The sequence below is a fragment of the Azospirillum tabaci genome, assembly GCF_014596085.1.
Taxonomy (GTDB): Bacteria; Pseudomonadota; Alphaproteobacteria; order Azospirillales; family Azospirillaceae; genus Azospirillum; species Azospirillum tabaci.
On the sequence record NZ_JACCJY010000013.1, the window covers coordinates 31,445 to 56,829 of the forward strand.

The 25,385-nt window shown below is 68.5% G+C and carries 24 protein-coding genes and 1 tRNA gene; 12 read left to right on the top strand and 13 right to left on the bottom strand.

The window, feature by feature from the left end; translation table 11 throughout:
- Window positions 1-79 precede the first annotated feature (79 nt).
- The 7 genes from H0B54_RS13440 to H0B54_RS13470 all read right to left on the bottom strand — a co-directional run bounded on the left by H0B54_RS13440 (window position 80) and on the right by H0B54_RS13470 (window position 5,790).
- Window positions 80-304 (bottom strand): ATP synthase subunit C family protein, encoded by a 225-nt coding sequence (locus H0B54_RS13440; protein WP_014239727.1) that lies wholly within the window; start codon window positions 302-304, stop codon window positions 80-82.
- A 73-nt stretch (window positions 305-377) separates the two neighbouring features.
- On the bottom strand, window positions 378-1,121 hold the full coding sequence (locus tag H0B54_RS13445; protein ID WP_094305931.1) for a F0F1 ATP synthase subunit A: 744 nt from the start codon (window positions 1,119-1,121) through the stop codon (window positions 378-380).
- 12 nt (window positions 1,122-1,133) lie between these two features.
- Window positions 1,134-1,496 carry an AtpZ/AtpI family protein gene (locus H0B54_RS13450; protein WP_014239729.1) on the bottom strand — a complete coding sequence of 121 codons (363 nt, stop codon included), beginning with the start codon at window positions 1,494-1,496 and terminating at the stop codon, window positions 1,134-1,136.
- Window positions 1,497-1,672: 176 nt separating this feature from the next.
- Window positions 1,673-2,275: an SCO family protein gene (locus H0B54_RS13455; RefSeq protein ID WP_094305930.1), complete on the bottom strand. Its 603-nt coding sequence runs from the start codon at window positions 2,273-2,275 to the stop codon at window positions 1,673-1,675.
- Window positions 2,276-2,347: 72 nt separating this feature from the next.
- Complete coding sequence (locus H0B54_RS13460) at window positions 2,348-2,608, bottom strand: hypothetical protein (protein ID WP_188260739.1); 261 nt, start codon at window positions 2,606-2,608, stop codon at window positions 2,348-2,350.
- A 12-nt stretch (window positions 2,609-2,620) separates the two neighbouring features.
- Window positions 2,621-4,765: a bacteriohemerythrin gene (locus H0B54_RS13465; protein ID WP_188260740.1), complete on the bottom strand. Its 2,145-nt coding sequence runs from the start codon at window positions 4,763-4,765 to the stop codon at window positions 2,621-2,623.
- Window positions 4,766-5,052: 287 nt separating this feature from the next.
- On the bottom strand, window positions 5,053-5,790 hold the full coding sequence (locus H0B54_RS13470; RefSeq protein ID WP_188260741.1) for a PhoH family protein: 738 nt from the start codon (window positions 5,788-5,790) through the stop codon (window positions 5,053-5,055).
- Between the two features lie 740 nt (window positions 5,791-6,530).
- Between H0B54_RS13470 and minC the strand changes: the two genes are divergently transcribed.
- From minC to H0B54_RS13520, 10 genes are all read left to right on the top strand, one after another.
- The gene (gene minC, locus H0B54_RS13475; RefSeq protein ID WP_211109368.1) at window positions 6,531-7,289 is read left to right on the top strand and encodes a septum site-determining protein MinC; all 759 of its coding nucleotides are present in this window, start codon (window positions 6,531-6,533) and stop codon (window positions 7,287-7,289) included.
- A 159-nt stretch (window positions 7,290-7,448) separates the two neighbouring features.
- Entirely contained in the window at window positions 7,449-8,246 is a 798-nt protein-coding gene (gene minD / locus H0B54_RS13480) for a septum site-determining protein MinD (protein WP_425490036.1), read from the top strand.
- Window positions 8,243-8,638, top strand: a complete 396-nt coding sequence (gene minE, locus H0B54_RS30525; protein WP_094305925.1) for a cell division topological specificity factor MinE — start codon at window positions 8,243-8,245, stop codon at window positions 8,636-8,638. The genes minD and minE overlap by 4 nt, the downstream gene beginning before the upstream one ends.
- A 240-nt stretch (window positions 8,639-8,878) precedes the next feature.
- Window positions 8,879-10,258: a CRTAC1 family protein gene (locus H0B54_RS13490; protein WP_188260742.1), complete on the top strand. Its 1,380-nt coding sequence runs from the start codon at window positions 8,879-8,881 to the stop codon at window positions 10,256-10,258.
- A 234-nt stretch (window positions 10,259-10,492) separates the two neighbouring features.
- Window positions 10,493-11,041, top strand: coding sequence for a PAS domain-containing protein (locus tag H0B54_RS13495; protein ID WP_188260743.1), 549 nt, complete (start codon window positions 10,493-10,495; stop codon window positions 11,039-11,041).
- Window positions 11,016-12,326, top strand: a complete 1,311-nt coding sequence (locus tag H0B54_RS13500; RefSeq protein ID WP_188260744.1) for a methyl-accepting chemotaxis protein — start codon at window positions 11,016-11,018, stop codon at window positions 12,324-12,326. Before H0B54_RS13495 ends, H0B54_RS13500 begins: the two co-directional genes overlap by 26 nt.
- Window positions 12,327-12,756: 430 nt before the next feature.
- Window positions 12,757-13,863, top strand: coding sequence for a methyl-accepting chemotaxis protein (locus tag H0B54_RS13505; RefSeq protein ID WP_188260745.1), 1,107 nt, complete (start codon window positions 12,757-12,759; stop codon window positions 13,861-13,863).
- A gap of 79 nt (window positions 13,864-13,942) precedes the next feature.
- Window positions 13,943-14,941 (top strand): N-acetyl-D-Glu racemase DgcA, encoded by a 999-nt coding sequence (gene dgcA, locus H0B54_RS13510; protein ID WP_188260746.1) that lies wholly within the window; start codon window positions 13,943-13,945, stop codon window positions 14,939-14,941.
- Window positions 14,938-15,333 carry a cupin domain-containing protein gene (locus tag H0B54_RS13515; protein WP_188260747.1) on the top strand — a complete coding sequence of 132 codons (396 nt, stop codon included), beginning with the start codon at window positions 14,938-14,940 and terminating at the stop codon, window positions 15,331-15,333. The genes dgcA and H0B54_RS13515 overlap by 4 nt, the downstream gene beginning before the upstream one ends.
- On the top strand, window positions 15,330-16,532 hold the full coding sequence (locus H0B54_RS13520; protein ID WP_188260748.1) for an aminotransferase class V-fold PLP-dependent enzyme: 1,203 nt from the start codon (window positions 15,330-15,332) through the stop codon (window positions 16,530-16,532). Before H0B54_RS13515 ends, H0B54_RS13520 begins: the two co-directional genes overlap by 4 nt.
- Before the next feature lie 3 nt (window positions 16,533-16,535).
- On the opposite strand, the gene H0B54_RS13525 is transcribed toward H0B54_RS13520, so the two are convergent.
- Window positions 16,536-17,720 carry a glycosyltransferase family 4 protein gene (locus H0B54_RS13525; protein WP_188260749.1) on the bottom strand — a complete coding sequence of 395 codons (1,185 nt, stop codon included), beginning with the start codon at window positions 17,718-17,720 and terminating at the stop codon, window positions 16,536-16,538.
- A gap of 175 nt (window positions 17,721-17,895) precedes the next feature.
- Window positions 17,896-18,297 (bottom strand): 4a-hydroxytetrahydrobiopterin dehydratase, encoded by a 402-nt coding sequence (locus H0B54_RS13530; protein WP_188260750.1) that lies wholly within the window; start codon window positions 18,295-18,297, stop codon window positions 17,896-17,898.
- 101 nt (window positions 18,298-18,398) lie between these two features.
- Here H0B54_RS13530 and H0B54_RS13535 point away from each other — a divergent pair, with 101 nt between their 5' ends.
- On the top strand, window positions 18,399-18,992 hold the full coding sequence (locus H0B54_RS13535; protein WP_246472518.1) for a uracil-DNA glycosylase: 594 nt from the start codon (window positions 18,399-18,401) through the stop codon (window positions 18,990-18,992).
- Between the two features lie 7 nt (window positions 18,993-18,999).
- On the opposite strand, the gene H0B54_RS13540 is transcribed toward H0B54_RS13535, so the two are convergent.
- The 3 genes from H0B54_RS13540 to H0B54_RS13550 form a co-directional block, all read right to left on the bottom strand.
- On the bottom strand, window positions 19,000-19,974 hold the full coding sequence (locus H0B54_RS13540) for a glucokinase (protein WP_188260752.1): 975 nt from the start codon (window positions 19,972-19,974) through the stop codon (window positions 19,000-19,002).
- Window positions 19,975-19,984: 10 nt separating this feature from the next.
- Window positions 19,985-21,382: an alpha,alpha-trehalose-phosphate synthase (UDP-forming) gene (gene otsA, locus H0B54_RS13545; RefSeq protein ID WP_094305913.1), complete on the bottom strand. Its 1,398-nt coding sequence runs from the start codon at window positions 21,380-21,382 to the stop codon at window positions 19,985-19,987.
- Between the two features lie 462 nt (window positions 21,383-21,844).
- The gene (locus tag H0B54_RS13550) at window positions 21,845-22,723 is read right to left on the bottom strand and encodes an N-formylglutamate amidohydrolase (protein WP_188260753.1); all 879 of its coding nucleotides are present in this window, start codon (window positions 22,721-22,723) and stop codon (window positions 21,845-21,847) included.
- A gap of 233 nt (window positions 22,724-22,956) precedes the next feature.
- On the opposite strand from H0B54_RS13550, the gene H0B54_RS13555 reads away from it, so the two are divergent.
- A tRNA-Val gene (locus H0B54_RS13555) sits at window positions 22,957-23,031 on the top strand.
- A gap of 177 nt (window positions 23,032-23,208) precedes the next feature.
- On the opposite strand, the gene H0B54_RS13560 is transcribed toward H0B54_RS13555, so the two are convergent.
- The gene (locus tag H0B54_RS13560) at window positions 23,209-25,380 is read right to left on the bottom strand and encodes a malate synthase G (protein ID WP_188260894.1); all 2,172 of its coding nucleotides are present in this window, start codon (window positions 25,378-25,380) and stop codon (window positions 23,209-23,211) included.
- Window positions 25,381-25,385: the final 5 nt, after the last annotated feature.

The following is a 25,385-nucleotide window of genomic DNA, read 5'->3' on the forward strand; positions in this document are numbered from 1 at the left end:
CCCCCTAGGCAAGAATGCGGCGCCGAAACTTCGAGAGCCCGGCGCCGCGTCAGAGCGAAATGTGAAGTTCGCTCGGGCCTTAGGCGAACAGGATCAGGAAGGCGATCAGCAGGGCGAACAGCGCGACGGCTTCCGTCAGCGCGAAGCCCAGAATGCCGATCGGGAAGACCTTCGGCTGGACGGCCGGGTTGCGGGCGATCGAACCGATCAGGGTCGAGAAGATGTTGCCGATACCCAGGCCGACGCCGGCGAGGGCGATAACGGCCAGACCGGCACCGACGTACTTGGCGGCTTCAGCTTCCATGGTACTCATTCCTCTAGGTAAGGGTGAACTGTGGAGAAAAAGGTGAAGGGATGATCCGGGTCGGCGCTGGTGCTCAGTGCAGTTCCAGAGCGTCGCGGATGTACAGGCAGGTCAGGATCGAGAAGACGTAGGCTTGCAGGAACGCGACCAGGAACTCGAAGCCGGTCAGCGCGATGTTGATGGCCAGCGGGACGAGGCCGGCGAGGAAGCCGACGGCGCCCAGACCGCTGATCATCATAACCGTGAAGCCCGCGAACACCTTCAGCATGGTGTGACCGGCCATCATGTTGGCGAACAGTCGGATCGACAGGCTGACGGGACGCATCAGGTAGGAGATCACCTCGATCGGGATAAGGATCGGGGCGAGCGCCACCGGCGCGCCGTGCGGCATGAAGAAGCTGAAGAAATGCAGGCCGTGCTTCATCAGGGCCAGGACGGTCACGAACACGAACACCGTCGCCGCCAGCGTGAAGGTCACGATGATGTGGCTGGTGAAGGTGAAGGTGAACGGGATCATGCCGACGAGGTTGCCGAACAGCACGAACATGAAGATCGCGAAGACGAACGGGAAGTACGGGCGGGCGTCGTGCCCGGCGTTGTCCCGAACCATGTTCGCGACGAATTCGTAGAAGATCTCGGCCAGGGACTGCAGGCGGCCCGGGACCAGGGCGCGGCCAGACATGCCGAAGACGAGCAGCGCGTAGATCAGCGCGACCGCCACGACCATGAAGAAGGCCGAGTTCGTGAAGGACACGTCATACCCGGCGATCACGATCTGGAGGATCGGGTTGATCTGGAACTGGTGCAGCGGATCCAAGGTCGTCCTCGCTCAGTGTGCGTCGCCGTTGGGGCGCTCGTTGTCATCCTCACGGGCCCGGCGGTAGCCGGGGGCTAATCCGAGCCCGGTGATGGCCCGGTAGACATTCAGAATTCCGGCCGCCGCGCCGAGGAAGAACATGACGATCAATCCCCAGGGCGCCGTTCCGAGCCAGCGGTCGAGCAGAAGCCCGCCACCGACGCCAACGATCATGGCAGCGACCAGCTCGGTCCCGATTCGGAAGGCGATGCCGAGAGGACTCTGCGGCAGCCGGTGATATTTCCCCGGACCGCTCTGCGATTCCTTCCCTTCACGCGCCTTCTTCAGTCGGGCGTCAAGCTCTGCCAGAGACGGCGGGGGCTTTTCGTCGCTCATGTCGCTTCGTTGTCCCCGTTGTCTCGCAGCCACGCGAAAGCGGCGAGACCATACGGACAGGGCACAACCCTGTCAAGTCGCAAAACCCTTAATACAAGTGCTTGAAAACCCAACGAAACCGCGCCGAAACCTTGGTATTACCGGGTCAAAGGGCGCGGCTCCGCTCGTGTTTTCCGTCAGCCGGCAATGCGGCTGCCCAGATCCTGGGCCACGCGGTCGGCGGTGGTGCCGGCCGGATACACCCCGAGGAAGCGCCCGTCGGGTCCCATCAGGTAAAGAAAACTGGAGTGATCCATCAAGTAATCCTCCGGTTTTCCGCCTTCCTGCGGCGCTTTGGCGTAATAGACCCGGTAGGCTTTGGCCGCCGCCTTGACCTGCTCCGGCGTGCCGGTCAGCCCGACCAGATTGGGGTGGAACAGCCCGACATAGTCCTTCAGATGCGCCACCGTGTCGCGCTCCGGGTCGACCGAGATGAACATCGGTTGTACCTTGTCCGCCTGCACGCCCAGCAGGTCCATGGCGCGGGCCATCGTGCCCAGCTCCGTCGGGCAGACGTCCGGGCAATAGGTGTAGCCGAAGTAGATCAGCAGGTACTTGCCGCGATAGTCGGCGTCGGTGACCGTCTTGCCGTCCTGGTCGGTCAGGGTGAAGGGACCGCCGATGGGCACGCTGCTCTGCACCGTGCTGGAGGCGTTCTCGACCTGCCACCAGGCGATGCCGGCGGCGATCACGAGCCCCACGGCGGAGGCGGCGGCGATGCGGATGAGTCGGGCTTTCATGACCGACTGGAATGGGGCGGCGCGCCGCCCAGGTCAAGAGGGCAATTATGCCCAGGGCGGGGCATCGCGCGCTCACCACAGGCGCCGCGCGGCCCAGCGCAGCGCCAGCGCCGCCGGCGCAATGGTCAGGACGATCAGGGCGAGCGCGGTGCCGCTCACCGTGCCGGTCGCGGCGTAGACCGCGATGGTGGCGATGCCGCCCGGCAGCAGGGCGAGGAGCAGCCAGGTCAGGCGGGGCTTCCGGACGACGAAGCTGACGAGAGCCCAGGCCAGCAGCGCGGCGGTCAGCTTTGGAAGGGCGTTGATGAACAGGTCACTCAGAAACTCCGCCATGCCGGACGCTCCTCACGCCGCCTTGCGCGTCGGCTCTCCCGGACGGGCCAGATGGTTGCCGATGCGCTTGTCGAAACGCTGGATGTGGCCGGTCAGCCAGTCGCGGAACAGCGCCAGCAGATCGTCGCCGACCCGCGCCTCCCCGGCCGCGAAGCGCTGCTTCAGTTCGGCCACGCGCTTGCGCAGGGCGTCGTGCTGCGCCTTGTGCTGGACGAAGTCGGGATAGCCCGACCGCTGCATCACCCGCTCCTCCTCCTCGAAATGCAGGACCGTGTAGGCGACGAGCTGGTCGATGGCCGACCCGATGGCCTGCGGCACTTCGCCGCCCCGGATGCGCCGGGCCGCCCGGTTGATCAGCGCGACCAGAATCATGTGGTCGTTGTCGATGTCCTCCTGCCCGACGGCCAGCGTGTCGTTCCAGGGCATGAAGACATCCTCACCGCCGGGGGCGAAGAGGGTGGCCAGTTCCGCGCTGTTGATCGCCTCCACATTGACCAGGAAGGCATCCACCAGAGCGCGCAGGGACCCGGCCTGCTGTGCCAGGCTCTCTGCGGCGTCGAGCAAGCTGTTGGCGGCCTTTTCCGTCTCCAGAGCGGAGGCCGAGACCTCGTCGATGCTGGTGGAAACCTGCCGCGTGCCCTGCGCCGCTTCCCCCGCGCTGCGGGCAATCTCACCGGTCGCCGCGCCCTGCTGCTGGACCGCGGCGGCGATGGAGGTTCCGATCTCGTCGCTGCGGGCGATGATCCCGGCGATCTCGCGGATGGCGGTGACGGCGCCGTGGGACGCCTGCTGGACCTCGCTGATCTGGGCGGCGATCTCCTCGGTCGCCTTGGCGGTCTGGCCGGCGAGATTCTTCACCTCGCCCGCCACCACGGCGAAGCCCTTGCCCATCTCGCCGGCCCGCGCCGCCTCGATGGTGGCGTTGAGCGCCAGCAGGTTGGTCTGGCTGGCGATGCTGGTGATGAGGTCGGCGACCTCGTTGATCTTCTGCGCGGCGTGGCCCAGCCCGTCGATGCGCTCGCTGGCCTGGCGGGAGGCGTTCACCGCCTCCATGGAGATGTGCGAGGAGGTGGCGACCTGGGTGCCGATCTCCGCGATGGCGCTGCTCAACTCCTCGGCGGCGGCGGCGACGGTCTGCACGTTCACCGACGCCTGCTGCGACGCACCGGCGACCGAGGCCGCCTCGCGCATGTTGCGGTCGGCGGTGTCGGACAGGGAGCGCGCCGTGTTCTCCAGCGCCTGCACCGCCTGCCCGACCGTGCCGACCATGGCGCTGACCGTGGCGTCGAATCGCTCGGTCAGCCGTTCCAAGGCGCGGGCGCGCTGCCCGGTCACGCGATGCTCCACCTGTTGGCGTTCCCAATGGCGCTGCAGGTCGATCTGGTTGTTGCGGAAGATGTCCAGGGTGCGGGCCATGACGCCGATCTCGTCGCCGCGCTGCGTGCCGGACACCGTCACCGCCGTGTCGCCTCCGGCGAGCGTCTGCATCACCCCGGTCATCGCGTGCAGCGGGCCGACGATGGCCCGGCTGACCAGCAGGGCGATGCCCGTCGCCACCAGGGCGATCAGCAGCCCCAGCCCGCCGAGGAACAGGGCGGCCTCGCGGAAGGCGGCGGCCACGTCGTCCACATAGATGCCCGACCCGATCAGCCAGCCCCAGGGCTCGAACCCGCGCACGTAGGAGATCTTCGGCACCGGCTCCGCCTGACCCGGCTTCGGCCACAGGTAATCGACGAAGCCGCCCTCCGCCGCGACGCCGACGCGGGTCATCTCGACGAACAGCAGCTTGCCGTTCGGATCGGCGGTGCGCGACTGGTCCTGTCCGTCCATCTCCGGGCGGATGGGGTGCATGATCATGCGCTGCGCGCGGTCGATGACGAAGAAGTACTCCGAACCGGCGTAGCGCAGCCGGCGCAGCGCGTCCTTGGCGGCCGCCTGGGCGGCGTCGCGGGTCAGGGTGCCCTTGCGCTCCATCTCCTCGTAATGGGCGACGAGGCTGTGCGCAACCTCCACCACGCTGCGGGTCTTGTCCTGGCGGTCCTTCATCATCTCGGCACGCAGGCCGAACAGGCTGACGGCCGCAATGAGGGCGAGCCCGACGGCCGCGACGCCCAGGATGACGGAGATCTTACCCTTGATGCTGATGCGCTCGAACACCTGACGTTCCTCCGGAATCTTCTTTGTCCGGCGCAAATGCGCCGCCCCGGACGGGACGATGGCCGTCCGGAAATTCTGCTAAATTTTTTGTTACTTTTGCTCCGAGGGCCTGATCGTCGTCAAGGCGGATCAACTCATGGTGAGAAAACGTCGCGGGCATCCCTCCAAACGTTCGCAAGGAAAGGCGTGCCGCGCTGCAAAAAAAGAAAAGGGAGGCCAAAAGGCCTCCCGCAGTTGTGTCGGCGCGCCGCGGGCAAAGCGCCGGCGCCGTTCGTTTGCCGACGACGTCAGAGCACGGTCAGCATGCTAGCGACCAGGGGATGGCGGACGATGTCGGTCTCGCTCAGGCGGACGACGGCGATGCCCTCCACCGCCTCCAGCCGGCGCGCGATGTCGGCCAGACCCGACAGGTTGTCCAGCAGGTCCGTCTGGTCGGGGTCGCCGGTCAGGACCATGGTGGAATGCCAGCCCAGGCGGGTCAGCAGCATCTTGATCTGGGCGTAGGTGCAGTTCTGCGCCTCGTCGATCACCACGAAGGCGTTGTTCAGGGTGCGCCCGCGCATGAAGCCCACGGGCGCGATCTCGATGGTGCCGTCGGCCATCAGGGCGCGCAGGCGCTTGGCGCCCAGCCGCTCGCTCAGCGCGTCGTAGAGCGGGCGCAGGAAGGGGGCCATCTTCTCGTGCATGTCGCCCGGCAGGTAGCCGATGCTCTCGCCCGCCTCGATCGCCGGGCGGGACAGCACGATGCGGTCGACCTTGCCCTCCTCCAGCGCCTCCACCGCGGAGGAGATCGCCAGATAGGTCTTGCCGGTGCCGGCGGGGCCGAGCGCCACAACGAGGTTATGGTCCTTGATCGCCTCCATCAGCCTCTTCTGGTTGGGGCTCTGGGGCTTGACCTTGCGGAGATAGCTCTGGTCGCGGCGGTCGGCGCCGCCCACGGGGTCCCAGCCGGCGGCGGGGAACAGTGGGTGGACCGTCGACTCGGACGCTGAAACGGCGCTGCCTTTGGTCTGGCGTTTGGCCATATCGCTCTCCTAACGTCACGTTGGTGGGCGGCGGCTCCGGGCACAAAAAAACCTCCCGCAAGGGGAGGTCGTCGATGTTGCTGTGCAACAGGATGGCCGGAGTCTGGCTTGCCGGTGCGAGGCGTGCGTCCCGTCGGCTGCGCCCGTCATGGGGTGCCGGCGACAATCGGACGCTCGGGAACGAAGCAGGATGCAAGCGGAACCTCTTCGTCAGAATAGGAACCTCACATCACAAACATAGGGCGCGCGGCGGCGAAGGTCAGGCGAAATTGCGGGCATCGCAAAAGATTCACACAAGATGTTGTGGATGAGCCGCAGGTGGAGGCGCAGCGGCGACGGGCTACCGCCAGAGGCGGAGGGAACCCGCCGGCGCTGCGACGAGGGGATGTTTCGAGGTCGCGCTGACCATCTTTGCGAGTGCTGTGGCGAGGGAAAGATGCCGCAGCGCGAAAAGGGCATATCCCTGCAAAACCCTTTGCCCGGCGAATCCGGTTCCATTACCATACTTTGTAGTGAGACCTTCCGCTGACGCAACACATGGACCTTCAGCCCGGACGGGGACGCCCTGTTCCGGCCGATGGCGCGTGTGTCCGGTGGTTGTCACTCCATCGGCGCCGGGAAAGGCTTGAACGGATGGGGTCCGCGCCGCTAGAACCCGGGTGGTTGACCCTTCCGCCCTGGTGCCTGGCCGATGGCCCCAGACATGCGGACGACGCGGATTCGGCAGGAACACAAGCAGGATGGCAGCGGTGAGCAGCGCCAGGCAGGGTGCCGATCGGGACGGTCCGTTCCAGTTGCGGGGCAATTCCTTCACCATGATGGTGCTGAAGGTGAATGATCCGGCGTCGCCGGACTTCTTCACCCAGCTCGCCGTCAAGGTCCGGCAGGCGCCAAATTTCTTCCGGAACGCCCCCGTCGTCCTCGATTTCGAGGAATTGACGGAGGACACCCCGCGCTTCGACATCGCCGCCCTGGTGACCAACCTGCGCGCGCTGTACCTGCTGCCGGTCGGCTTCCGGGGCGGGCCGCGCGCGGTCCACGAGGGGGCGCTCGCCGCCGGGCTGACCCCGATGCCCGCCGGCCGTGCCGCCAAGCTGGAGTCCGCCGCCGCCCCTGCCGATCCGCAGGCCGGCGCCGCCCCGATCCCGGCTCCGCCGCCCGAGCCGGTCTACCGCCCGGCGCTGCTGGTGACCGAGCCGGTGCGCTCCGGCCAGCAGATCTACGCGGAAAAAACGGATCTGGTCATCACCGCCCCGGTGTCCCCCGGCGCGGAGGTGGTGGCCGACGGCAACATCCACGTCTACGGCGCGCTGCGCGGCCGGGCGCTGGCCGGCGTGTCCGGCGACACCAACGCGCGCATCTTCTGTCACAGCCTGGAGGCCGAGGTCGTCTCGGTGGCCGGGCTGTACCGCGTCAGCGAGGATTTCGGGAACGACGTGCTGAAGAAGCCGGTGCAGATCTTCCTGCGCGACGGCTATCTTCACATGGAGCCCCAGTGATGACGCTTTTGAGCGCTTTCTGTCGAACGGCCCTCTGTGCGAGGACGGTGTCACGCAAAGCGTGCCCAGCACAGACCCTGATCTGCGTAACCCGGTAACCGGACCTTGGCGGCAACATTTAGGAACGTGGGAGAAGCTCCGTTGGGCAAGATCATCGTCATGACTTCCGGCAAGGGCGGCGTCGGCAAGACGACCTCCTCCGCCGCTTTCGCGACCGGACTCGCCTTGCGCGGCTTCAAGACGGTCGTCATCGATTTCGACGTCGGGCTGCGCAACCTCGACCTCATCATGGGCTGCGAGCGGCGCGTGGTGTTCGACTTCATCAACGTCATCAACGGCGAAGCGAAGCTGAGCCAGGCGCTGATCAAGGACAAGCGCATCGACAACCTGTCGATCCTGCCGACCTCGCAGACCCGCGACAAGGACGCCCTGACCCGCGAAGGCGTGGAGAAGGTTCTGAACGAACTCTCCAAGGACTTCGACTACATCGTCTGCGACAGCCCGGCGGGCATCGAGCGCGGCGCGCTGATGGCGCTGTACTTCGCCGACCACGCGGTGATCGTGACCAACCCGGAAGTCTCCTCGGTCCGCGACAGCGACCGCATCCTCGGCGTGCTGGCCTCCCGCTCGCGCCGGGCGGAGCAGGGGCTGGAGCCGGTGACCCAGCAGCTTCTCCTCACCCGCTACGACCCGGAGCGGGTGGAGCGCGGCGAGATGCTGAAGGTCGACGACGTGCTGGAGATCCTGGCGATCCCGCTGCTCGGCGTGATCCCGGAAAGCCAAGCGGTGCTGCGCGCCTCCAACGTCGGCATGCCGGTCATCCTCGACGAGGCGTCCAACGCCGGCCAGGCCTATCTCGATGCGGTCTCCCGCTTCCTGGGTGAGGACGTTGAGCACCGCTTCGTCACGCCCCAGAAGAAGGGCCTGTTCAGCCGCCTCCTCCGGAGGTCCGCATGAGCATCTTCAGCTTTTTCCGGTCCGCCCCGCGCGCGTCGGCGGTCCAGGCCAAGGAGCGGCTCCAGATCGTCATGGCGCACGAGCGCGCCGGGCGGACCGGGCCGGACTATCTGCCGATGCTCCAGCAGGAGCTTCTGGCGGTCATCGCCAAGTACATCGACATCGACCAGAACAAGGTCGAGGTGAAGCTTGACCGCGGCGGTGACTGCTCGACCCTGGAGCTGAACATCGAGCTGCCGGCCCGCGAGGCGGCCGCCAAGGCGCTGAAGGAAAGCGCCAAGCTGGCGGTGGCCGGGAACCGTCCGGCGGCCAAGGACGGCGACGAGTCCGATCCGGTCAAGCTGGCCGCGGGTGGCGCCCTGACCAACGGCGGCGTGAAGAAGCGCCGCTGAGCGTCCTTGCGCTCCGTGAACCGATCCCGCCGCAGCCGGCCCGCTGCGGCGGGATTTTTCATGCCCTCCGGGACGCTTCCCGCGCGGTCATAGGCCGCAGCTCCTCGGCAGGCTGGACTTCCGTGCGGGTTTACCTCCGCCGTTCGAAGAGGTATCAACGGATTAGAGCCCGTCAGGGACCGGCCTTCGCGGGCCAAACCCTCCCCGGGCGTCGTCGCGGCAGTGAGGGAGTGGCGGCCGATGTTCTTCGAATGCTCGCGGCTGATCGACGGCAACCAGCCGCGCCTGTCCAACGGCATCACCGTGACCGACGTCGACGGTGACGGGGCATTCGAACTGGTGGTCACGGGCTACGCCACCAACAACCTCGTCCTCAAATGGGACGGCTCCCGGCTGGTGGACATCGCCGGGCCGTTGCTGGCCGACGCCTCGGGCTGCGCGGTCGCCATCGCCGCCGCCGACGTGGACGGCGACGGGCGGGAAGAGCTGTACGTCCTGAACTCCGACCGGGCGAGCGGGCCGAAGGAGATGGGCGACCGGCTGTTCGCCTGCTTCGGCAAGCACTGGCTCGACCTGCTGGCCCAGCCGGAGAACGCCGGCATGGCGAACCGCGTCGCCGGGCGCTCGGTGGTCGCCATGGACCGGCACGGCCATGGCCGCTACGGGTTCGTCGTGGCGGCGGACGGCGGCCCCTTCCGCCTGTTCGAGCTGAGCCGCCGCGGGCGGCTGGAGGACGCGGCGGAGGACGCGGGCATCGATCTGATCGGCGCCGGGCGCGGGCTGCTCGCCCTGCCGTTCCTGTCCGACCGCGTGGACCTGTTCGCCTGCAACGAGGGTGGGCCGAACTTCCTGTTCCGCAACCTGGGCGACGGAACCTACGAGGAGATCGCCGAGGAACGCGGAGTCGCCGATTCGCGCTTCGCCGGGCGGGCGGTGACCGCGGTGGACGGGCCGGGCTATGGCGGGTTCGGGCTGCTGGTCGGCGCCTGGGAGGGGCCGCAGCGCCTGTTCGTCCAGCGCTCCGGCGGCGGCTTCGTGGACGAGGCCGATCCCGAGATGTCCTTTCCGGGCCGGGTGTCCAGCGTGATCGCCGCCGATTTCGACAACGACGGCTATGAAGAGTTGTTCTTCAACCTGCACGGCGAACCGAACCGCCTGTTCGGGTGGCGCGACGACCGCTGGCAGGCCATCGATCTCGGCGACGCGTTGGAGCCCAAGGGGATGGGGACCGGGGCGGCGGTGGCCGACATCGACGGCGACGGACGGCTGGAACTCCTTGTCGCGCACGGCAATGGGCTGGGCGGCGGATCGCCGCAGCCGCTGTCGCTCTACCGCACGGCGGCGAACCACAACGGGTGGCTGCGTGTGCTGCCGCTGACCCCCTACGGCGCGCCGGCCCGCGGCGCGGTGGTGACCTGCACGGCCAACGGGCGGCGGCAGCGCCGGTCCGTCTGCGCGGGATCGGGCTATCTCTGCCAGATGGAGCCGGTGGCCCATTTCGGATTGGGCAGCGCCCGGTCGGTGGAACGGCTGGAGGTGCGCTGGCCGGACGGCATGACGGCGATCGTCGAGAATCCGCCCATCGGCCGGCTGCTGACCGTTCCCTACCCGCCGGAGTGAGCCGACGGCACATCGTTGCGTCCGGTCCACGGTTGAGCGGTGTCAAGCGGACGGTTGAGCTGAATCATATTTCCGCCCGGCAACAAATTTAATCTTTTGTATAACCCGCATGGTCTTTATTTTGCGGCGTCCGCCAGTGCCCGACGGGAACGCGCGGATGGGGAGATGTACGCCCTGTAACCGACCGCGAACCAATAAGGGGGCGCCGGGCTCTCGGCCCGCGACCGCAGGCACATGGCACACAGCGCTGTTCTCAGTCCCGGCCTCCGCGACCGGACGCTGACCGGGGTCGAGCGGTTCTTCGACGCCGATGAGGTGATCGTTTCCAAGACCGACCTGAAGGGCCGGATCACCTACGCCAACCGGGTGTTCCAGCGCGTGGCCGGCTACAGCGAGGCGGAGCTGATGGGCGCCCCGCACTGCATCGTCCGCCACCCGGACATGCCGCGCTGCGTGTTCAAGCTGCTGTGGGACACGCTGGGGGCGGGGCAGGAGATCTTCGCCTACGTCGTGAACCGGGCGCGCAACGGCGACCATTACTGGGTCTTCGCTCACGTCACCCCCAGCTACGACGTCAACGGTCGGCTGGTCGGCTACCACTCGTCGCGCCGGGTGCCGGACCGCGGCGCGATCGACAAGGTGGTGCCGCTGTACCGCACGCTTCTCGACATCGAAAACCGCCACGAAGACCGCAAGCAGGGCATGAACGAGGCCTTCGCCACCGTTGTCGGACTGCTGACGGAGAAGGGGATCGGGTATGACGAATTCGTCTTCTCTCTCTAAGGCGTTCGGGCTCGGGGCGGTCGCCGCGCTGCTCGTCGCAGCGCTGTTGGTGACCGATTCGCTGGACGTCGGCGGCGCGCCGCTGCGCATCGGGATCGGGGCCGCCGCGCTGGCCGCGCTGGTCGGCGTCATGCTGTGCATGGTGCGCGCCCGCGCCGCGGTGGGGCAGGCGGTGGCGGTCTGCCAGGCGGTGTCGCGCGGCGATTTCGAGGCGCGGGTCGTCAATGTGCGGGAGAAGGGCGACCTGGGCGAGCTGATGCACGCCCTGAACGACTCGATCGACCGGACCGACGCCTTCATCCGCGAGGCTACCGCGTCGATGAGCTACGTGTCGGCCAACAAATATTTCCGGCGGATCGTGCTGAAGGGCATGCAGGGCAACTTCCTGCACGCGTCGCGCACCATCAACACCGCCACCGACGCCATCGCCACCAAGGTGAAGGGCTTCGCCGGGGTGACCGACCGCTTCGAGACGCAGATCCGCGCGGTGTGCGAGCAGGTGTCCGGCACCGCCCACCAGTTGGAGATGTCGGCCCGCACCATGGAGACCGACGCCCAGACCGCCACCGGCAAGGCGTCCTCGGTGGCCGCCGCCGCGTCGCAGACCGGCTCCTCGGTCGGCAGCGTCGCAGCCGCGACGGAGGAACTGTCGGCCTCGATCCGGGAGATCGCCCGCCAGGTGGAGGAGGTCGCCAAGGTCGCCGCCAACGCGGCGGGCGAGGCCGAGCGCTCCAACGCGCTGATCGCCGATCTGTCGGGGGCCGCCAAGACGGTGGGCGAGGTGGTCACCCTCATCAACGACATCGCCAGCCAGACCAACCTGCTGGCGCTCAACGCCACCATCGAGGCGGCCCGCGCCGGCGAGGCCGGTAAGGGCTTCGCCGTGGTGGCGCAGGAGGTCAAGCGGCTGGCTGACCAGACCGCCAAGGCCACCGGCGACATCGCCGGGCAGATCGCCGGCATCCAGTCCTCCACCGACGTGGCGGTCGCCTCCATCGTCGGCATCGGCCACACCATCCAGGACATCAACCAGATCGCCGGCGGCATCGCCGCGGGCATCGGGCAGCAGGGCTCGGCGATCCGCGCGATCGTCAGCAACATGGATCAGGCCGCCGCCGGCACCCGCGCCGTCACCGAGGACATCCAGGACGTCACCACCGCCGCCGAGCGCACCAGCGGCACCGCACACGAGGTCTTCGCCGCGTCGGAGCGGATGACCGTCCAAGCCGACCGGCTGACGCGCGAAGTGCAACTTTTCCTCGATGAGATGAGCAAGGTTGCCTGACGCATTCTTGTGCAGTTCGGCCTCTTTTGCCCAAAAAATGCGCTTGCTTAAAAGGTAGGCATTGATCAGCCGCTCGGCATTTGCTTGTGTACTAAGCAGTGTCGGAGCGGCGGGCGGGGTCCATGCGACCTTTTGTCTCATTTTTTAGAAGAAACCGGTGTTTTTGTTGCGGCGCACGCGATGCGTGGGGTGCGGTGCGGCAACATCGGTGCCGCACGTGATTGTTCGGACTCCAATATGACGCCGAATTCATCACAATTTCGAAACTGATATCTCAAGAACGTTGAGGTCGACCCCGGGGGCTTGCGTGAAAACGCAGGCGTTCCAAGGCTTTGCTCGTCCAGATGGTTCCCAATGTGCGTTTGGCACAGCGTTTGATGGTTGGACGTCTAAAAAAAGATATCCCACCAAACTCACAGAGGTGTTCGGGATGAGTGTGGCCGGAAACGAACTGTTCGAGCTTTCCCGAGGCGTCCTGGACGTCGCCTCCCGGAAGGTGTCCTTGATCGAAGACATCACCCGCCGCACCAAGATGCTGGCGATGAACGCCCTGATCGAAGCGTCGCGGGCGGGGGATGCCGGGCGCGGATTTGCTGTGGTCGCGAATGAAGTCTCCGAGATCTCCAAGCAGGTGAACACCATCACCAAGGAGCTGCGGTCGGAGATCGTCTCGCGCGTCGACCATCTGACCACCACCGGCAGCGCCATGGTGCAGGAGATGCACGGGCGGCGTCTGGCCGACCTGTCGCTGAACATGATCGAGATCATCGACCGGAACCTGTACGAGCGGTCCTGCGACGTGCGCTGGTGGGCGACCGACAGCGCGGTGGTGGACTGCGCCGCCGACCCGACGGAGGAGAGCCGCCAGCACGCCTCGCACCGGCTGAGCGTCATCCTGGAGTCCTACACCGTCTATCTGGACCTGTGGATCGCCGACCTGAAGGGGGAGGTGATCGCCACCGGCCGTCCGGGCCGCTACCCCGGTGCCCGGGGCGCCCGCGTGGGCGACGAGGCGTGGTTCCGCCAGGCTCTGGCCACGCGCAACGGCGGCGAGTTCACGGTGGGCGACGTGGCGCGCAACGGCCGGCTGGAGGACCGTGTGGTCGCCACCTACGCCACCGCGATCCGGCGCGGCGGCGAGACGGACGGCGATCCGATCGGCGTGCTGGGCATCTTCTTCGACTGGGAACCGCAGGCCGCCGCCGTCGTCCAGGGCGTTCGGCTGGAGGAGGAAGAGCGCTCCCGCTCGCGTTGCCTTCTGCTCGACGCGCGGCACCGGGTGATCGCCTCCTCCGACGGGCGGGGCATCCTCAGCGAGACCGTTCAGCTCCGCCGCAGCGGAGAGAGCATGGGCCATTACGCCGACGCCGCCGGGCGCACCTACGGCTACGCCCTGACGCCGGGCTACGAGACCTACAAGGGGCTGGGCTGGTACGGGGTGATCGTGCAGGACCCGGACCCGCGCCAGCAGCAGGCGCCCACAACCTCCGGTATGGGTGGGCGCGCGGGAATGAACGGGGCCGGGCTCCACGGGTAAGGCTGGCATTCGCACCCTGCTCTGGTCATCGCGGCGGGTTTGCTTACACTTCGGGTCCGCCGCGTTGCTGGAGAGTTGCATGTCGTCCACCGCCCGCCGTCTCTATGTCCGCCGCGATACCTTCCCCATCGCGGGGACCTTCCGCATATCGCGCGGCGCCAAGACCGAGGCCGAGGTCGTGGTCGCCGAGGTGGTCGAATCCTGCAAGCGGGGCCGTGGGGAGTGCGTGCCCTACGCCCGCTACGGGGAATCGCTGGACGAGACCGTCAAGACGCTGGAGTCCCTGGCCGGGGCGGTGGCGGACGGGCTGGACCGCGAGCGGCTGCGCACCCTCCTGCCGCCGGGGGCCGCGCGCAACGCGCTGGACTGCGCGCTGTGGGACCTGGAGGCCAAACAGGCGGGCAAACCGGCGTGGCGGCTCGCCGGCTTGCCCGACGCGCCGAAGAAACTGACCACCTGCTACACGCTGAGCGTGGACGAGCCCGCGGCCATGGCCGCCTCCGCCAAGGCGCGGGCGGCGGACCATCCTCTGCTGAAGATGAAGCTCACCGGGGAGGGCGACCTCGACCGCGTGCGTGCGGTGCGCGAGGCCGCCCCGACCACCCGTCTGATCGTCGACGCCAACGAGGCCTGGACGCTGGAGATGCTCCGCCGCTTCGCCCCGGTGCTGGCCGATCTGGGAGTGGAACTGATCGAGCAGCCGCTGCCCGCCGGCGAGGACGAGGCGCTGCGCGGCATCGATTGCCCGGTGCCGCTCGGCGCCGACGAATCCTGCCACGGGCTGGACTCGCTGGACCGGCTGAAGGGCATCTACCAGGTGGTGAACATCAAGCTGGACAAGACCGGCGGCCTGACCGAGGCGCTGCTGCTGAAGCAGGCGGCGCAGGAATCCGGCTTCGACATCATGGTCGGTTGCATGGTCGCCACGTCGCTCGCCATGGCGCCGGCCGTCCTGCTGGCCCAGGGGGCGCGCTACGTCGATCTCGACGGGCCGCTGCTGCTGGCCGAGGACCGCACGCCGGCCCTGCATTACGAGGGTGGAACTCTGTTCCCCCCCGCCCCTGAACTCTGGGGATGAGCGTCCCGGCCGGCAACCTGCTGGCGGGCCTGCCGTCCGGTGCCCTGCCGGCCAGATCTTTGCCGGACGAGATTTTCACGACATTGGCGGAAACGGCGTCGTCCGGGACGGTGCGCATCGAGCGCATCCTGTCCACCGGTCAGGCGTCCCCCGACGGCTTCTGGTACGATCAGGACTGGGACGAGTTCGTGCTCGTCGTCCAGGGCGCCGCAGGGTTGCAGCTTGAGGGCGAGGCGGAGCGCGCGCTTGGACCCGGCGACTGGGTGATGATCCCCGCCCGGCGGCGGCACCGCGTGGCCTGGACCGATCGTGCCGCCCCGACCGTCTGGCTGGCGGTGCACATCGGCGAGAAACAACCACCGGACACACCGGGGCAGAGGGAGGGCGAATGACCATCGACATCGCGCGCGCCCGCGCGGAGACACCGGGGACCCGGCAGGTCGCCCATTTCAACAACGCTGGGGCCGCCCTGCCGCCGCAGCCGGTGCTGGACGCCGTGACCGCGCATCTGGCGCTGGAGGCCACCATCGGCGGCTACGAGGCGGCCGAGCACGCCAATGGCCGGCTGGAGGGCGTCTACGACTCCGTGGCCCGCCTGCTCGCCTGCTCGCGGGAGGAGGTGGCCCTGGCAGAGAACGCGACGGCGGCCTGGGGCATGGCCTTCAACGCGCTGGCCGCCCTGCCGGGGGAGGGCTTCCGGCCCGGCGACCGCATCCTGACGGCGCGCGCCGAGTACGCGGCGAACCTGATCCCCTTCCTGCAAGCCTCCCGGCGCACCGGCGTGCTGGTCGAGGTGATCCCGAGCGACGAGACCGGCCAGACCTCCGTCGCGGCGCTGGAGGCGATGATCGGGGAGCCGGGGAAGGGTCCGGTCAAGCTGATCGCCATCACCCACATCCCGACCAACGGCGGCTTGGTCAACCCGGCGGCCGCCATCGGGCGGGTGGCCCGGCGGCACGGCATCCCCTATCTGCTCGACGCCTGCCAGACGGTGGGGCAGATGCCGGTGGACGTCGAGGCGCTGGGCTGCGACTTCCTGTCGGCGACCGGGCGCAAGTTCCTGCGCGCGCCGCGGGGCACCGGCTTCCTCTATGTCCGCAAGGACTGGCTCGACCGCATCGAGCCGCACACGCTCGACCACAGCGGCGCCGCTTTGGCCGGGCCGGACCGCTACACCATGCGCCCCGACGCCCGCCGCTTCGAGCTGTGGGAGAGCAACACCGCCGCCCGGCTCGGGCTGGGGGTGGCGGTGGATTACGCGCTGTCCTGGGGGCTGGAGGCGATCCGCGACCGCGCCTTCGCTCTGGCCGACACGCTGCGGCGCCGCTTGGCCGCGCTTCCCGGCGTGACGGTGCGCGATCTCGGGGCCGAGCGCTGCGCCATCGTCACCTTCACGGTGGATGGCCGCGACCCGCGCGCCATCAAGGCCGCCCTGCGCGGCCAGGGGATCAACCTGTCGGTGTCCTCCGCGCCCTCGACCCCCTTCGATATGGACGCCCGCGGCCTGACCGAGGTCGTGCGCGCCTCCCCCCACTATTACAACGACGAGGCGGAGGTGGAGCGGCTTCTGGCGGCGGTGAAGGCGCTGTAGGCGCTACAGCACCGCCTCCACGACCTCCGCCACCCCGTCTGCGTAGCGGTCCCAGCTCAGCCCGGCCAGGAAGGCGGCGCCGTTTCGCCCGATGGCTGCGGCGCGGGCACGGTCGGCCCACAGGCGCTCCAACGCCGCAACGATCTCCTCCACGTCGCTTTCGCCCCAGCCGTCGGTGCCGAAGTCGGTCCGGATGGTGCCCTGCCGGGTCAGCGGGACGCAGGTGTCCGCCCCGATCAGGTCGAGATGGCCGGTGTTGGCCGACAGGATGGCGGGCACGCCGCAGGCCATGCATTCCATGGCGACAAGGTTGGTCCCGCCCTCGCCCCGGTTGGGGAACAGGCCGACGTCCACCTCGCGCAGGATGCGGGCCATGTCGGCGTTGGGCACCGGGCCGAGGTCCAACACCTGATCGGCGCGCAACCCGTTGGCGGCGGCCCACCCAGCGCCGTCGAACGCGCCGTTCTCGTGGAAGCGCACCGGCGCCACGGCGGGGTTGGCCTCCAGCGAGCGGGCGCTCTCCGGCCAGGGGTTGTGCCAAGCGGTCAACAGCAGCGCCTCCGGATGGCGCTCGGCGAAGGCGCGGAAACCGAGCAGGGCGAGGTCCTGCCCCTTGCGGAATTCCGGCTTGCCGCCGGAGAAGACGACGAAGCGGTCCTTGAACCAGCCGACCTTGGGCGCCGGATGGAAGTGGGTGGGATCGACGCCCTGCAGCACCGTGCGCACCCGCCCGATGCCCGCGCCGGTCAGCACCCGCTCGACGAAGCTGGACCCGGCGACGATGGCCGCGCAGTGCTCCGCCCGCGCCCGGCCCTCCGCGTCGATGGCGGTGTCCTCCAGATAGCAGACGCCGACGGTGGGCTGGCCCTTCAGAGTCACGCCCTCCACGGATCGGCTGCCGACGAGGTTGTTGCCGAGCCCGCGCAGCACCGGCACCGATACCCCGATCTCCTGCCCCGCATGGGGCGCGATCTGCCGGCAGAGCGTTTCGGACTCGCGGACGAAGCCGGCCATGCGCCGCCATTCCAGCGGAGACAGCGCGATGTCTTCCAGCCGCAGCGGCAGCGAGCAGACCGGCACCAGCCGCCCGCTGCGCGTCCAGCTCAGCGCCAGTTGCAACCCGTTGACGCCCCAACCGCTGTAGCTGGACAGGCCCCATTGGATGACGGTGGGCTGGGCGTTGGGCATGGGGCGTGCTCCGGGCTGGCGCGGTGGCGTAACCCTCTCCCCTCTGGGGAGAGGGTGGCCCGAAGGGCCGGTGAGGGGGTGCGCTTGTGCCGGACGTAACGACACGCGCAACCCCCTCACCCTAACCCTCTCCCCGAAGGCGAGAGGAGAAAAAGTTGAGGAGAAGGCGAAGAAATCAGCCGTGGCGCGCGGTGGGGGAGACGTCGCCCATGGACTCCGACACCGGGGCGTAGGGTTCGTCCATCAGCCCCTCGACCTTGGCAGCCATGATGAAGTCGTTCTCGTGCAGACCTTTGATCTTGTGCGTCCAGAAGGTGACGGTGCAATGGCCCCAGCCATAGAGGATCTCGGCGTGGTGGCCCTCCGCCTCGCACAGGTCGCCGACGCGCATCGCGAAACGCTGCGCCTCGCGGAAGTTGGAGAAGCGGTAGTCGCGCTCCAGCCGGTCGGGGTCCGGCTTGATCGACCAGCCGGGCACCTGCACCAGATAATTTTCCGCCATGGCGCGGTCCATCGGGGGGATGCCGCCGCGGCAGGGTTCGCAGCTCTTTCCCGCCAGCTCCTGTTGTGTCGCCATCTCGTGCCCTCCGGTGTTGTTGGTTCGAACTCCTCGTTTCGAACAATGCTGGGGCCGAAGCCTCCCGGCGGCAAGCCTCACGACCAACCATGGACGCGCGCATGACGGACCTGCCCTTCGCCGACTACCAGCAGCCCACGAAGACCGCCGCCGGGCCGCGCCTCGCCATCGTGGGGGAGGCGCCGGGAGCGGAGGAAGCGCGGCGCGGCGTGCCCTTCGTCGGGCGCAGCGGCCAGCTCCTCGACGAGACGCTGAAGGCGGCGGGGGTGGAGCGGGCGGAATGCCTCGTCGCCAACGTCTTCCGTTACCAGCCGCCGGGCAACAAGGTGGGGCATTTCTTCGCGTCGCGCACCCGCGCCAAGAAGGAGGGGCGGGCGCTGGACGAGCGCTGGGGGCCGTTCGGCGCCTCCGACTGGGTGCTGGCGGAGTTTTCCGGCGAGATCGAGCATCTGCAGCGGACGCTGGAGGGCTTCGCCCCCCGCGTCATCGTCGCGCTGGGCCGCACGCCGCTGTGGGCGCTGACCGGGCTGAACGGGATCATGCAGCTGCGCGGCACGGTCCAGCCCTGCCGCCTCGTGCCGGGGGCGGAGGTGGTGGCGACCTTCCACCCCAGCTACATCCTGCGCGGCCAGCTCGCCGAACAGCCGACCTTCCTGGCCGACTTGACGCTGGCCGCCTCGCGGCTAACGGCCTGAAACGCCTTTATGCCCGCTCGGCGGCCTCCGCCAGACCGAGGAAGGCGGGAAGCTCGTGGGTGATGACGTAGGTCGGGATGGGGGCCAGGAAGTCGCGCATCCGCCCCTTCTCCATGAAGCGCTTGCGGAAGCGGGAGTGGGTGAACAGGGGACCCAGCTTCGGCACGATGCCGCCCGCGATGTAGATGCCGCCGCGCGCGCCCAGCGTCAAAGCGAGGTTGCCCGCCACGGTGCCGAGCATCGCGCAGAACATCTCCACCGCCTCGACGCAATGGGGGTTGGTGTTGGCGGTCGCCGCGTCGGACACCTGGGCCGGGGTGAAGGGTTCCGGCTCCTGGTGGTCGAGGACGCACAGCGCCTGATAGAGGTTGACCAGCCCCGGCCCGGACAGCACCCGCTCCGCCGACACATGGTCGAAGCTCTTGCGGAGCTGGGCCAGCACGGCGCTCTCGCGGTCGCTGACAGGCGCCATGGTGACGTGGCCGCCCTCCGCGGCCAGCGCGGTCCAGCCCTCGGGGCCGGGCACCAGCCCCGATACGCCCAGCCCGCTGCCCGGCCCGACCACGCCGACGACGCGGCCCGGTACCGGCGCTCCCTCGCCTACCTGATGGACGTCGGAGGCGGTAAGGCGGGGCACCGACAGGGCGACGGCGGTGAAGTCGTTGATGACGACCAGCCGCTCCAGCCCCAGCTTGCCGCGCACCTCGGCCGTGGAGAAGGACCAGCCGCGGTTCGTCATCAGCACCGCGTCGCCGGTCACCGGGCCAGCGATGGCGAAGGCGCCGCGGCTGGGCCGGGCGTCGTGCGCCACACCGCCCAGATAGGCCAGCGCCGCCGCCTCCAGCGACGGGAAGTCGGCGCAGCGCAGCACGCGCGAACCATGGATGCCCGCGCCGTCGATCAGGCCGAAGCGGGCGTTGGTGGCGCCGATGTCGGCGACCAGGGTGACGGGGCCGGATGCGGCATTGCTGTCTGTGGTCATAAAATCAGTTTCACCCGTACGGCGCGCGCGTCAAGGCATCGACGTAGCTTTCCCGCCACCAGCCGATGTCGTGGCTGCGCAGGATGCGCATCATCGCGGCGTGGCGCTCCTTGCGCTCGGGCAGGGACATGGTCAGGGCGCGCTGGAGGGCGTCGGCCACCGCCTCGATGTCGAAGGGGTTGACGATCAGAGCCGAATCGAGTTCCCGCGCGGCCCCGGCGAAGGTGGACAGCACCAGCACGCCGGGATCGTCGGCGTCCTGGCAGGCGACATACTCCTTGGCGACGAGATTCATGCCGTCGCGCAGCGGGGTGACCAGACCGACATGGGCGGTGCGGTAGAAGCCGGCCAGCACCCGCCGCCCGAAGCTCTTGTTCAGGTAGCGGATGGGAACCCAGTCGAACTCGGCGAAGCGCCCGTTGATGCGACCAGACAGCTCCGACAGCTCGCGCTTGATGGCGATGTATTCCGGCACGTCCTCCCGGCTCGGCGGCGCCACCTGGAGGAAGGAGACGCGGTTGCAATGCTCCGGGTAGGCCGCCAGCAGCTGCTCGAAGGCCTGGAAGCGCTGCGGCAGGCCCTTCGAGTAGTCGAGCCGGTCCACCCCGATGATCAGCCGCCGCCCGACGAGGCTTTCCTTCAGCCGCTCGGTGTGGCGGGAGCGCACGGCGGTCTCGGCGATGCCCACGAGATTTTCGGTGTCGATGCTGATGGGGAAGGCACGGGCCAGCAGCGTGCGTCCGAAGGCGTGAATCAGCATGCCGCCCTCGGGGCCGCGGTCCTCCACCTCGCCGTCCAACTCCTGCCGGATGTAGTCGGCGAAGCTGCGCAGATCCACCTGGGTGTGGAAGCCGACGAGGTCGTAGGCGCACAGCTCCCGGATCAGCTCCCGGTGGTTCGGCAGGGCCACCAGGATCTCCGGCGCGGGGAAGGGGGTGTGCAGGAAGAAGCCCATGCGCTGCGTGCAGCCGCGCTGGCGCAACTCCTCCCCGAACGGGATCAGGTGGTAGTCATGGACCCACACCATGTCGTCGGGGCGCAGCAGCGGGACCAGCTTCTCCGCGAAATAGCCGTTGACGCGCTTGTAGCCCTCGCGCGTGCGGCGGCTGACCTCGATCAGGCCGACGCGGTAATGGAACAGCGGCCACAGGGTCTGATTGGCGAAGCCGTTGTAATATTCCTCGAAGTCGCGGCGGCTGAGGTCCAGCGTCGCGTAGGTCAGGCGTCCGACATCGGTGCGCCGTGGCTCGCTCTGCGATTCCTCCTCGACCACCGTGCCGCTCCAGCCGAACCAGATGCCTCCGGTCTTTTTCAGCGCGGCCAGCACGGCCACGGCGAGGCCCCCGGCGGCCTGTTTGCCTTCGTCGATGGGGGCGACGCGGTTGGATACGACGACCAGTCTGCTCACGTGGGTGGTTCTCCGGTGCCGGACGACCGCTTGGAACGGCGGCCGAATCGCGCGTGGCGGGGCAGACCCCGGGACGCGCAGGGACAAAACGACCGTATGGAGGGTTGGTTCCCTATCGGTCGGATGGATTATGCCGAAGGACCGGGGTGGGTTGGCGGGCGCGCCGCCAGCCCCAGATTGTGCGGAAGCAGGGCCGGGATTCTGTGTGCAATGCAGCATAAATGGCTGTTTGCGCTGCGCCCGAGCTGTGTCTTAACTTCGATTAAGCCATTGAATGACATGAAAAATCATTTTCCCTCTTGATCCCTGAGCGGGGCTCCATCATATTGTGCAGTGCGGCATCGATCGTGTCTGCGATGCGGGCGATGCCGTAACGCACTTCTTGGGCGTTTCCTCCCTAGACTCGGGCCGGGGCTTTGCCCCGGCCTTTTTTTGTGCGCGGCCCGGTGCGCGACGGGCTGGTCAGCGCGGGGCAAGGGGGCTGGGAGGCAGGTGGGCGATGTTGTCCACCATCTCGTGCATGTGCCGGGTCAGGACGGTCAGGAAGGGCAGACGCGACAGCGTGGCCTCGTCCATGTAGAGGTCGCGGCTGATCTCGATCTGCAGCGCGTGGATGCCCTGGCGCGGGCGCCCGTAATGACGGGTGGTGTAGCCGCCGGCGTAGGGCGCGTTGCGGCTGACCGTGTAGCCCAGGCCGCGCAGGAAGCGTTCCGCCGTCTCGGTGACCACGGGGGCGCAGGAATTGCCGAAGCAGTCCCCCAGAACGATGTCGCTGCGCCGGTTGTCGCGGTCGCCCAGCCCCGGGGAGGGCATGGAATGGCAGTCGACCAGCACCGCGTGGCCGAATCGGGCGCGCGTGTCCTCGACCAGACGGCGCAGCGCCGTGTGGTAGGGCGTGTAGCACTGCTCCACCCGCCGCACCGCTTCGGAAAAGCGCAGCTTGCCGCGGTAGATGTCCTCCCCGTTGGCGACCACCCGCGCGATGGTGCCCAGCCCGGCGGCCACGCGCGGCGAGCGCGTGTTGACGTAGGGCGGCAGGGGGTCGGCGAACATCTCCGGGTCCAGCTCGTAGGCTTCGCGGTTGACGTCCAGGAAGGCGCGGGGGAACAGCGCGCGGATCAGCGGTATGCCCAGCGCCGGGGCGCCCGCGAAGATCTCGTCGACGAAGCAGTCTTCCGACTTGCGCAACGCGCGCGGGTCGAGCCGCGCCGCCGCCAGGAACTCGGCCGGATAGCGGTTGCCGCTGTGCGGCGAGGCCAGCACCAGCGGCTTGGTCTGTTCGTCCGGGGCCAGAAGTTCGAAGGCCGGCTCCGGTGTGGCGGCGTCGACGGAAGCATCCATGGCACTGTGATGTAGTGGACCTGGGCGGCTCTGTCACGCACCGTCCCGCTCGCGCCTCAACAGAGGGGGGCGCGTGGTGTCCCGTCGGCGGGAAAAAACGGGGCCTCCGTCGGCGGGCGGCAAAAAAGTGAAATCCGGGCTTGCCAGACCTCCGGGATGATGGTACACCCCACGCCCACGCCGGACGGGACGCAAGACGGATGCCGAACCCCGAACCGACCGGCGACACGGATGGGCGCGTAGCTCAGCGGGAGAGCACTACGTTGACATCGTAGGGGTCACAGGTTCAATCCCTGTCGCGCCCACCATCCTCGAAGGCCGGAACCCAGACGGGTTTCCGGCCTTCGCCATATCTGGGCTTTGCCGTGTCTGGTCTGGGCTTTGCCGTGTCTGGGCCCAGCGGGCGCACTGGCCTTGAGCAAAGAAAAAGGCCCTCCCCCGCGAACGGGGAAGGGCCTCCGATGCGTGCCGGATGGCGCGTCGGCTCAGCCGGCGGCCTTCGCCTTGGCCTCGATGCGGCGGCGGTGCAGCACCGGCTCGGTGTAGCCGTTCGGCTGCTCGCGGCCCTTGAAGACGAGGTCGCAGGCGGCCTGGAAGGCGACGCTGCCGTCGAAGTCGGCGGCCATCGGGCGGTAGAGCGGATCGCCGGCGTTCTGCTTGTCCACCACGGCGGCCATGCGCTTCATCGTCTCCATGACCTGCGCCTCGGTGGTGATGCCGTGGAGCAGCCAGTTGGCGATGTGCTGGCTGGAGATGCGCAGGGTGGCGCGGTCTTCCATCAGCCCGACGTTGTTGATGTCCGGCACCTTGGAGCAGCCCACGCCCTGGTCGATCCAGCGCACGACGTAGCCGAGGATGCCCTGGGCGTTGTTGTCCAGCTCCTGCTGGATCTCCTCCTCCGACCAGTTGGGGCGGTCGGCCAGCGGGATGGTCAGGATGGCGTCCAGGCTGGCGCGCTCGCGGCGGGCCAGCTCCTCCTGGCGGGCGGCGACGTTGACCTGATGGTAGTGCAGGGCGTGCAGCGTCGCCGCGGTGGGCGAGGGCACCCAGGCGGTGTTGGCGCCGGCCTGCGGGTGGGCGACCTTGGCGGCCAGCATGTCGGCCATGCGGTCGGGCATCGCCCACATGCCCTTGCCAATCTGGGCGTGGCCCTTCAGCCCGCAGAGCAGGCCGGTGTCCACGTTCCAGTCCTCATAGGCCTTGATCCAGGCGGACGACTTCATGTCGTTCTTGCGGATCATCGGGCCGGCTTCCATGGCGGTGTGCATCTCGTCGCCGGTGCGGTCGAGGAAGCCGGTGTTGATGAACACCACGCGCGCCGCGGCGGCGCGGATGCACTCCTTGAGGTTCACCGTGGTGCGGCGCTCCTCGTCCATGATGCCCATCTTCAGCGTGTTGCGCGCGATGCCCAGCGCGTCCTCGACGCGGGCGAACAGCTCGTCCGCGAAGGCGACCTCTTCCGGCCCATGCATCTTCGGCTTCACGATGTAGACGGAGCCGGCGCGGCTGTTGAGGCGGGCGCCCTTGACGTCGTGCAGCGCGATCAGCGAGGTGATCATGCCGTCGAGGATGCCCTCCGGTGCCTCGCTGCCGTCCTTCAGCAGGACCGCGCTGTTGGTCATCAGATGGCCGACGTTGCGGATCAGCATCAGGCTGCGGCCCGGCAACGTGATCGTCTCGCCGTTCCGGCTGGTGTAGCTGCGGTCGGGGTTCAGCCGGCGCTCCACCGTGCCGCTGCCCTTGGGGAAGCTGGCGGTCAGGGTGCCGGTCATCAGGCCCAGCCAGTTGCGGTAGGCCAGCACCTTGTCCTCGGCATCCACGGCGGCGACGGAGTCCTCGCAGTCCTGGATGGTGGTCAGGGCGGATTCGAGCACGAGGTCGGCGACGCCCGCCGCATCGGTCTTGCCGATCGGGTGGCTGCGGTCGATGCGGATTTCCATGTGCAGGCCGTTGTCGGCCAGCAGGATGGCGGTCGGGGCGGACGGCGCGCCGTTGTAGCCGACCAGACGCTCCGGCTCGGCCAGCCCGGTGGCGCGGCCGTCCTTCAGCGCGACGACGAGGCGGCCGTTGTCCACCGTGTAGCCGGCGGCGTCGGCGTGCGACCCGTCGGACAGCGGGGCGGCGCGGTCGAGCACGTCGCGGGCGAAGGCGATGACCTTCTCGCCGCGCTTCGGGTTGTAGCCGGCGGTGCGCTCCGCCCCGTCCGTGTCGGGGATGGCGTCGGTGCCGTAGAGCGCGTCGTACAGGCTGCCCCAGCGGGCGTTGGCGGCGTTCAGCGCGTAGCGGGCGTTCATCACCGGCACGACGAGCTGCGGGCCGGCGGTCGTGGAGATCTCCGGATCGACGTTCTCGGTCGTCACGGCGAAGTCCGGGCCTTCCGGCAGGAGATAGCCGATCTCCTTGAGGAATTCGGTGTGGGCGGCGCGGTCCAGCGGCTGGCCGCGGCGGCTGCGGTACCACTCGTCGATCTGGGCCTGCAACGCGTCCCGCTTGGCCAGCAGCGCGCGGTTGCGCGGGGCCAGATCGTGGAGGATCGCGTCAAGGCCCGACCAGAATTGCTCCGGCGTCACGCCGGTGCCCGGCAGGGCTTCGTTCTCGATGAAGCGGTGAAGCTCCGTGGCAACTTGCAAGCCGCCAACCTGAATGCGTTCCGTCACCATTG